We start from the raw sequence: 8,247 nt of genomic DNA, 5'->3' as shown, positions 1-8,247 counted from the left end.
CTGCCGTAATGCGGGTGCAAAAGTACACCAACATTCCGCTTTTCCAAACTTTTTAAAGGGTTATTTTTAGCCTTTTTGCAAAGCCACCCTTAACTATTTGATAACAAAACAAATGGAAACGAAAGTTTTTTCCGGTTATTTGCAAAAAAAATGTTTTTTGCCAGTTATAGCATCTTTCTACTGAAAATTATTCAAATCGTATCGCACGGACAGGAGAAATTTTAGTGATTATGCATAGAAGCCAGCTTAAAACCGGCCCAACCGCAATAAAAGAGGGAAATTCACCTGCTTATCTGATGCCTGCCATACGCTATACAGTTCATCTTTAATGATATCTATCGGATTTTGCCCCTTCTCCTTTATATAATGATGTACTGCCGACCATGTGTTAAGGTAGCCTATGAGCTGTTCAAACGTCCATGTAAAAGAATTCATAAACTTTTTCACCTCGATTTCCTTTAGCGGAAATGGTATGGTTTCATAATTTTCATCTATATAATGCCGTTCCGCATCCCAATAATCACCCAACACTTCCTTATATAAGGAGTGTATTATCTTGTCGGCCTCCCAATTAGTATATAATAGCCCATAACCTAACACAGCGAATACGCCATCAGGCTTAAGTATCCGCCGCACTTCGGTGTAAAAAGCACCAAAGTCAAACCAATGTATTGCCTGGGCAACGGTAACCAGGTCAAAAGTACCAGTTGCAAAACCGGTTACTTCTGCCCTGCCTACACTATAATATATATTAGGAGCGGTTTTAGCGTTTTGAAGCTGGTTTACACTGATGTCAGTCGCATATACTTCCTTAAAAAAAGATGCCATCGCGACCGCTACCTGCCCGTTACCCGTAGCCACATCAAGCGCTTTACTCTTGTCTTTAACAAATGAGGCGATATATTGTATCATTTCGGCCGGATAGTAAGGGCGGTAATTTGCATAATCAGCCGCGTGACCAGAAAAATTGTCTTTAGTAGTATTCATAATAGCAAAGTTAAAAACATTATCGTTAAGAAATGTGATTTAACTGCGTATCAAATAGGATATTTATCGCAAACGCATTTATAATTTAATCAGATTGCTATCTTTGCCGAAATGGAATGCACTACAATGAACAACACACAAACTATTATAGAGCAGGCATGGGAAGACCGCAGCCTGCTGCAAAACGAAACTACAACTGCTGCCATACGCAAAGTTATTGAACTTCTTGATACCGGCAAACTAAGGGTTGCAGAACCTCTTGACGGCGGATGGCAGGTAAACGAGTGGGTTAAGAAAGCCGTGGTTATGTATTTTCCTATACAGAAAATGGAAACGCTTGAAGCAGGGATATTTGAATACCACGACAAAATGCTGCTGAAACGCGATTATGCCCAAAAAGGTATACGGGTAGTGCCAAATGCCGTGGCAAGGTATGGGGCTTTTATAGCTTCGGGTGTTATATTAATGCCGAGTTATGTAAACATAGGCGCTTATGTAGACGAAGGTACCATGGTAGATACGTGGGCAACCGTAGGCAGCTGCGCCCAGATAGGCAAACATGTACACCTGAGTGGTGGTGTAGGCATAGGCGGAGTACTTGAGCCTTTGCAGGCTGCACCCGTAATTATAGAAGACGGCGCTTTTATAGGCTCCCGGTGCATAGTAGTGGAAGGAGTACGCGTAGAAAAAGAGGCTGTACTGGGTGCGAATGTTTGCCTTACCGCATCTACAAAAATTATAGATGTAACAGGAGGGACACCGATAGAAATGAAAGGTATAGTTCCGGCACGAAGTGTGGTAATACCCGGAAGTTATACTAAAAAATTTGCTGCCGGAGAATACCAGGTACCCTGTGCGCTTATAATAGGGAAACGTAAAGAAAGTACCGACCTGAAAACATCGCTTAATAATGCCCTTAGGGAATATGATGTAGCGGTTTAAAACTTGCGAATGAAAAGCAAAGCAGTAAAATTAACGGCTCTCGCGATAGTATATAACGAGGAGCACAATATAAGAGAATACCTCAATAACATTTCGTTTGCAGATGAAATTATTGTAGTAGACTCTTATAGTACCGATGCTACCCCCGAAATAATACAAAAAGAATACCCGCACGTAAAATTTTACCAGCGGGTATTTGACGATTTTTCGTCACAACGCAATTATACTATAGACCTTGCTACTAACGACTGGGTATTATTTTTTGATGCCGATGAACGCATTACTCCAAAAGGCATCCAGGAAATAAAGGCTATTTTTAAGGAAGCACCAAAGGAAACCGCGTTTTGGGTAAAGCGTATTTTTTATTACCAGGACAAACCCTTAGTAAATAACAATTTTAATGAAGACCGCACAGCACGCATATTCCGTAAGTCTAAGTGCAGGTATAGCGATAAATTAGTACACGAACAGCTGAACATTACCGGCAAAAGCCGTGTGCTAAAGAATGCCATTGAACATTACTCGTTTAAAAACCGGGAAGACTTTCTGCAAAAAAGGCTGCAATACAGCCGCCTTAAGGCTAAAGAATTTTACCAGGAAGGCATACAAACTAATATACTACACTTTACTGTACGGCCTGCATTCAGGTTTTTTAAATACTATGTACTAAAGTTAGGTTTTATAAACGGCCAACGAGGATACGAAGTGGCACGTATACTGGGTTACCATGTATATATGCGCTATGTATACCTGCGGGAAATGAACAGGGCGTCTAAAAAAATACTTGTCATTCAGCAAAAGATGATAGGCGATGTATTGGCCAGCAGCATAATATGCGACGCTTTACGCGCTGAGTATCCTGACGCGCAGATAGACTACCTGATATACGACTTTACAAGGCCCGTAGTGCAAAACAATCCTAACATAGACCATCTTATATTGTTTAGCCAGCAGCAGCGCAAAAGCAGGTTTGCTCTTTTAAAATTTGCGCTTACCATACGCAAAAAGCGTTATACTGCCATTATTGATGCTTACAGTAAATGGGAGAGCGGCATTATATCATTAATATCCGGCGCTAATACAACCATTGGATTTAAAAAGTGGTATACCTCATTTTTTTATGATAAAACCGTAGAGCCGGACTGGCGCATAAAAAACTCTGCGCTCGTGCACCGCGTGCAGCTTGCCGAGGCTTTTACCCACACCACACTTCCGGTAAACTTTCCTAAAATATACCTTGAACCGCAGGAAATTCAAAACGCAAAACACCTACTTGGAGAAAAGCTTAATATGGCCCTGCCCGTTATTATGCTAAGTGTAATGGGGAGTGACGATATAAAAAGCCTTCCGGCAATAGAAATGGCTAAAATAGCCGATGCCGCAGCACAGCATACAAACGCGCAGCTGCTGTTTAATTATATGCCGAAACAGGCCGAAAAAGCACTGGAAATATACAACCTATGCAAGCCTGAGACACAAAGTAAGATTATTTTTGATTTTTATACTAACGACCTCAGGCAGATGCTCGCTATACTATCGCAATGCAACGCGCTGATAGGCAATGAAGGCGGTGCAGTAAATATGGCAAAAGCGCTTGATGTACCTACATTTACGGTATTTTCGCCATGGATAAACAAAAGTTCATGGAACATGCTTACCGATACCCACAGGCATAGTGCTGTGCATTTGCAGGATTTTTATCCTGAACTATATGGTAACAGGCACCCAAAAGAGTTTAAAGAAGAAGCGACAGAACTTTACAAAAAACTACGATATGAACTTTTTGAAGACACGCTTCTCGATTTTTTGAAAACAAATATAATTACCCAACCCGTACACCAGGCTATTTAATATATAGTATACCTCTTAAACGTTTATTGTAAAGAATTTAGAAATCTTTTAGGGAACCTGTATCGTTTCTATACCTGTTAGTGTACGAATTACTTTATGTTTACGGGTATATTCCCTTATTTCATTATTATTTTTCCAGGCCTCATCGCTTATATAACCACGTGCATGGTCAAGGTGTATGCAAATAGCGCTGTAGCGAATTTGTTTGCTTTTTAAGCCCTTATTAAAAAGCCTTTCGCCCAGCTCGCGGTCTTCGCCGCCATACTGCATCCTGGTATTAAAACCATTTACAGCAATCAGTTCCTTTTTATAGGCAGATGCGTTATGCCCGTTCCACGATGCCGTTGTAGGGGTTATAAAATTCAAAAATTTCGCCTTAAAACCTTTTGCCGTAAGCTTTCCTGTTTTTTTTGTGTTGAGCCCATGCTTCTTTAACCATATTACATCAAAGCAGCGCTGCAAAAGTATATCATCCCTTCTTATTGCTATTGATGTTTGCATAGGTAGCTTAAAATATCCCCCCGATAAAAAATACCCTTCTCTCCTATTCTCAAGGTGCGTTGCTACAAAATCGGCCCGCGGAATACAATCGCCATCGGTAAAAATAAGGTAATCGCTTCGAGAAGCCATTATGGCCTTGTTAAGTATTTGTGTTTTCTGGAACCCGTTGTCTTCCTGCCACACATGGGTAAGAGGTACAGGCAACTGTTTTACAAGGTTATCTAAAAGTTGTTTTGTAGCAGGGCCACTACCATCATCGGCAATAATTATTTCAAAGTCTTTTTCGGTTTGCACACTAAAGCCCCACAGCACTTTTTCAAGCCATGCCTCAGCATTATAGGTGCTCATTATTACAGATGCCTTCATCAATTATTGTTTACTTTGTGCTTACGCTAATATTCCTGCAATTATTTCTTCCAAAATTTCAGCCTTTTTTTAATCATACGCTTCCTCCAGAATTTTCGCTGGAATTCGCAGGTTTTTTGCCAAAGGCTTTCAAATAACTCGTCTTCGGGCCTGCCATAAAGTTTAGCGTATTCGTTACTCATTACCCTTACCATTTCTTCTTTTGGTGTAAGCCGCTTAAGGTTATCCATCCGTAAATCAAAATCCAGCCGGTCATAAAAATCCATACGGTTAAGGTCAACCAGGTAAAAAGCATAGTGCCCGTTACCTTTATTTACAATAAGCGTGTTGCCGGGTGAGTGATCTTTAAACAGTACACCCTTTTCATGCAGTTCAAAACAAAAGCGTGTAAACTGCCGCAATATATTTTCATGCCCGGGCCAGTCAGGCACCTCAACCAGTTCCCTAAAAGTAAGGTCAGGCACCAGGTGTTCGCTAATATAGTAACTGTCTTTAAGCCCCAGTGTGCCCAGGTTTTCGTAATAACCAAAAGGCTGCGGTGTGCCTATCCCCTTTTGCAATAAGGCGTTAGCATACTCATAAGAACGCCGCGCTTTAGACTTCCTTATAAAGCGGTAAGCCATTGCATTAATAATATTAGGCTTCCTAAACGATTTAATATTAAGGATACTGTTGCCCAGCGGAAATGTTTTAATAGTATTTCGCCTACCTGCCACAAACATAGTACCTGTGGTAGAAAAATTTTTAACCATGCTTTCTATGGCGGCAGAATCCTGTATAAATTGCGGAGCTATAACTTTGTGCATAGTTGAGGCGCTGTGATTGCAGCAAAAATTTATTTCGGCAAAAATAGGCAATTTTATGGCACTTATTAATCAGTTCCGTAATCTACTTTTACGGAGTGCTTTTAACGTAATTATTTAAAGGCCCGGCTACGTTTATGAGTTATAAAAAAATAAAGTTTATATTTGGCTGCCGCAAAGAAAAGCTATGAAGATAAATGTTGGAATATTAGTATCGTATGATTATGAGCTCTTAAAAAATGCTATCCCGCCGATTTATGAGCACGCAGATACTATTACCCTTGCGATTGATGAAGGCCTGCGCACCTGGAAGGGTGGTACCTTTACGATAGACCCGTCTATATTTACATGGATTGAAACTTTTGACACACAAAATAAAATAACCATCTACAGGGACGATTTTTACACTCCGGAACTTAGCCCTTTAGAAAATGAAACAAGGGAACGAAATATGCTCGCTGCCCGTATGGGCGAGGGATGGACTATTCAGCTTGATGCAGATGAGTATTTTATAAATTTTAAAGGTTTAGTAGATTTTTTAAAGAAAAACCGCTCATTTAAAGGGAGACCCACGCAGGTTTCGGCATTATGGATCACACTATTTAAGCAGGTTGAAGACGGTATTTTGTATATAAAAAACCCCGAGCCTTTTCCGCTCGCGACTAACAATCCTGATTATAAAAAGGGCCGTAATACCAGGCAGTACAGGGTGATAGTCCCTTTTTTAGTATTACACCAGTCCTGGGCACGTACCGAAGAAGAAATTGCAAAAAAACTTGCTAACTGGGGACATGCGAACGACTTTAATACCAATGAGTATGTTGCATTTTGGAAAGGCCTTAATAAAGACAATTACGCCGCCGCGCGCAACTTCCATCCGATGAACCCAAAGTGGTGGACAAAACTTGAATTTGCAGAAGGCGGAGGCATTCAGGAGGTCTTAGCTAATCTTAAAAATAATTTGCCAAAAATTAACCATTTCCGGATATTTACAAAAAACCTGGGGCAGAAGTTTAAGTTTAAACGGTTTTTTTAAGCATAAAATTTTCCAATCAAAAACCATATTATGTCCTACCCTACGTGCACTCTTGTAACCCCTACCTATAACTGGCCACAGGCGCTGGAACTACTGTTGCTTAGTGTAACCCGCCAAACCGTGTTGCCTAACGAGGTCATTGTAGCTGATGATGGCTCACGCGACGATACCCGCGCACTTATTGCGGAGCTTCAAAAAACCTTTCCGGTGCCGCTGATACATGTGTGGCACGAAGATATTAAAAACCGTAAGCCCGCCATAATGAATAAGGCCATTGCAAAGGCAAAATACGATTATATTATAGAAGTTGATGGCGACATTATTATGAACCGCTACTTTGTGCAGGACCACCTTACTTATTCCCGGCCGGGGCAGTACCTTTTTGGATCGCGCGTAACGCTGCTCAAGGAGAAATTGAACGAGTTGTATGAGAAGAAGCTTACCCACTTCGGGTTCTTCGATGCGAACATTACTAAACGTATGCGTACACTAAGAATGCCCTTTTTTATGTTGTTTGAAAAGCAGATTAATAAACGGTCGCATAAACTGCGCGGCTGCAACATGAGTTTTTGGCGTAGCGACTTTTTAGCAGTAAACGGTTTTAACGAGAGCCTTACCGGATGGGGGCAGGACGACAGCGAGCTTATAGAGCGCCTGCACAACCTGGGTATTAAAGGACGCAGGCTTAAGCATACAGGTATTGCCTACCACATTTACCACCCCGAACAAAGCAAAACCCATGTGGCCCACAACTTTGCCATTGAAGATGAAACCCGTGCAAAAAAACTCACCTATATAGAAAAAGGCATTGACCAATACCTGTAACCATATGTTTGACGTAGCAGTAATTTTAATAAACTACAATTCATCGGCCCATACGTTGCAGTGTGTACAGTCTGTACTGCAAAAAACCGCGCCAGGATTAAGCTACCAGATTATTGTTACTGATAACAATTCGGGGTATGAAGATTATCTATTGCTAAAAAGCGGGCTTGAAGCCCTGGCACTGCCTAACGTGCAGTTACACCGCAGCCGTATTAATACGGGTTTTGGCGGCGGAAATATGTTTGGGGTGCAGTATGCAAATGCTACCTACCTTGCCTTTTTAAACAACGATACCGTTTTAAAAAACGACTGCTTAAGTATACTAAAAACAGCCCTTGAAGAGAACCCGCACATGGGTATTGCCGGAGCCCAGGCTTTTAAGGAAGATGGCAGCTTTATGGTATCGCTAGATCATTTTGCATCGCCTGCGCGCGAAATTTTTGGCCGCAGCCTGCTCGAAAACATAAACCCCAAGCGGTACCCAAAACGCAAAAAGCAATATACAAATCCTGTAAAGATTAACTTTGTTCCCGGCAGCTTTATGTTTGTGCGCGCCGCTGATTTTTATGCCGTGGGTGGTTTTGACAATAATATATTTTTATATTATGAAGAAACCGATCTTTGCAAGCGCCTTAAAGCCAATGGTAAAGATGCATACCTTGTTCCCGCCGCAGAATTTATACATTACCACGGGGTTAGCACCGGCAAATCAGAAGGCATAAAAAAGGAACTTAAAATATCATTGCTCTATGTATTACGCAAGCATTATGGAAACAGCGGATGGTTTAGCGTATGGCTTTTCCTCCTGCTAAAATATATGGTGAGCGGCCTTATAAAGCCAAAGAACTGGCCTTATCTGGTGCTGTTGCTAAAAGGCGCGCCACTATCGGCATCTTTAAAGCAAAAACAGGCCATTGCTGAAAAATAAATCCTGAA

The 8,247-nt window shown here is 41.3% G+C and carries 8 protein-coding genes; 5 read left to right on the top strand and 3 right to left on the bottom strand.

Annotated elements, in window-relative coordinates:
* Positions 1–246: 246 nt before the first annotated feature.
* A complete protein-coding gene (locus tag ACLI09_RS04510; protein WP_411418390.1) occupies positions 247–987 on the bottom strand; it encodes a class I SAM-dependent methyltransferase in 741 nt (246 codons plus the stop codon).
* Positions 988–1,113: 126 nt separating this feature from the next.
* On the opposite strand from ACLI09_RS04510, the gene ACLI09_RS04505 reads away from it, so the two are divergent.
* Entirely contained in the window at positions 1,114–1,929 is an 816-nt protein-coding gene (locus ACLI09_RS04505) for a 2,3,4,5-tetrahydropyridine-2,6-dicarboxylate N-succinyltransferase (protein ID WP_411418389.1), read from the top strand.
* 9 nt (positions 1,930–1,938) lie between these two features.
* A complete protein-coding gene (locus ACLI09_RS04500; protein ID WP_411418388.1) occupies positions 1,939–3,780 on the top strand; it encodes a glycosyltransferase in 1,842 nt (613 codons plus the stop codon).
* A 48-nt stretch (positions 3,781–3,828) separates the two neighbouring features.
* On the opposite strand, the gene ACLI09_RS04495 is transcribed toward ACLI09_RS04500, so the two are convergent.
* Together ACLI09_RS04495 and ACLI09_RS04490 are read right to left on the bottom strand one after the other, a co-directional pair.
* Entirely contained in the window at positions 3,829–4,647 is an 819-nt protein-coding gene (locus ACLI09_RS04495; RefSeq protein ID WP_411418387.1) for a glycosyltransferase family 2 protein, read from the bottom strand.
* A 41-nt stretch (positions 4,648–4,688) separates the two neighbouring features.
* The gene (locus tag ACLI09_RS04490) at positions 4,689–5,453 is read right to left on the bottom strand and encodes a Kdo domain containing protein (protein WP_411418386.1); all 765 of its coding nucleotides are present in this window, start codon (positions 5,451–5,453) and stop codon (positions 4,689–4,691) included.
* 184 nt (positions 5,454–5,637) lie between these two features.
* Between ACLI09_RS04490 and ACLI09_RS04485 the strand changes: the two genes are divergently transcribed.
* The 3 genes from ACLI09_RS04485 to ACLI09_RS04475 are packed head-to-tail and all read left to right on the top strand — an operon-like array spanning position 5,638 to position 8,239.
* A complete protein-coding gene (locus tag ACLI09_RS04485; RefSeq protein WP_411418385.1) occupies positions 5,638–6,486 on the top strand; it encodes a hypothetical protein in 849 nt (282 codons plus the stop codon).
* Positions 6,487–6,516: 30 nt separating this feature from the next.
* Positions 6,517–7,311, top strand: coding sequence for a glycosyltransferase family 2 protein (locus ACLI09_RS04480; protein ID WP_411418384.1), 795 nt, complete (start codon positions 6,517–6,519; stop codon positions 7,309–7,311).
* Positions 7,312–7,315: 4 nt separating this feature from the next.
* Complete coding sequence (locus ACLI09_RS04475) at positions 7,316–8,239, top strand: glycosyltransferase family 2 protein (protein ID WP_411418383.1); 924 nt, start codon at positions 7,316–7,318, stop codon at positions 8,237–8,239.
* Positions 8,240–8,247 lie beyond the last annotated feature (8 nt).

Origin of the sequence: Flavobacterium sp. RHBU_24 (genome assembly GCF_046613695.1) — a bacterium.
Classification (GTDB): domain Bacteria; phylum Bacteroidota; class Bacteroidia; order Flavobacteriales; family Flavobacteriaceae; genus Flavobacterium.
This window is presented reverse-complemented; position numbering and strand designations above follow the sequence as displayed.

What these genes read in the sequence shown, in the direction of transcription:
- ACLI09_RS04510 (WP_411418390.1), bottom strand. Translation starts at nt 987, where the DNA reads ATGAATACTACTAAAGACAATTTTTCTGGTCACGCGGCTGATTATGCA.
- ACLI09_RS04485 (WP_411418385.1), top strand. Translation starts at nt 5,638, where the DNA reads ATGAAGATAAATGTTGGAATATTAGTATCGTATGATTATGAGCTCTTA.
- ACLI09_RS04480 (WP_411418384.1), top strand. Translation starts at nt 6,517, where the DNA reads ATGTCCTACCCTACGTGCACTCTTGTAACCCCTACCTATAACTGGCCA.
- ACLI09_RS04490 (WP_411418386.1), bottom strand. Translation starts at nt 5,453, where the DNA reads ATGCACAAAGTTATAGCTCCGCAATTTATACAGGATTCTGCCGCCATA.
- ACLI09_RS04475 (WP_411418383.1), top strand. Translation starts at nt 7,316, where the DNA reads ATGTTTGACGTAGCAGTAATTTTAATAAACTACAATTCATCGGCCCAT.
- ACLI09_RS04500 (WP_411418388.1), top strand. Translation starts at nt 1,939, where the DNA reads ATGAAAAGCAAAGCAGTAAAATTAACGGCTCTCGCGATAGTATATAAC.
- ACLI09_RS04505 (WP_411418389.1), top strand. Translation starts at nt 1,114, where the DNA reads ATGAACAACACACAAACTATTATAGAGCAGGCATGGGAAGACCGCAGC.
- ACLI09_RS04495 (WP_411418387.1), bottom strand. Translation starts at nt 4,647, where the DNA reads ATGAAGGCATCTGTAATAATGAGCACCTATAATGCTGAGGCATGGCTT.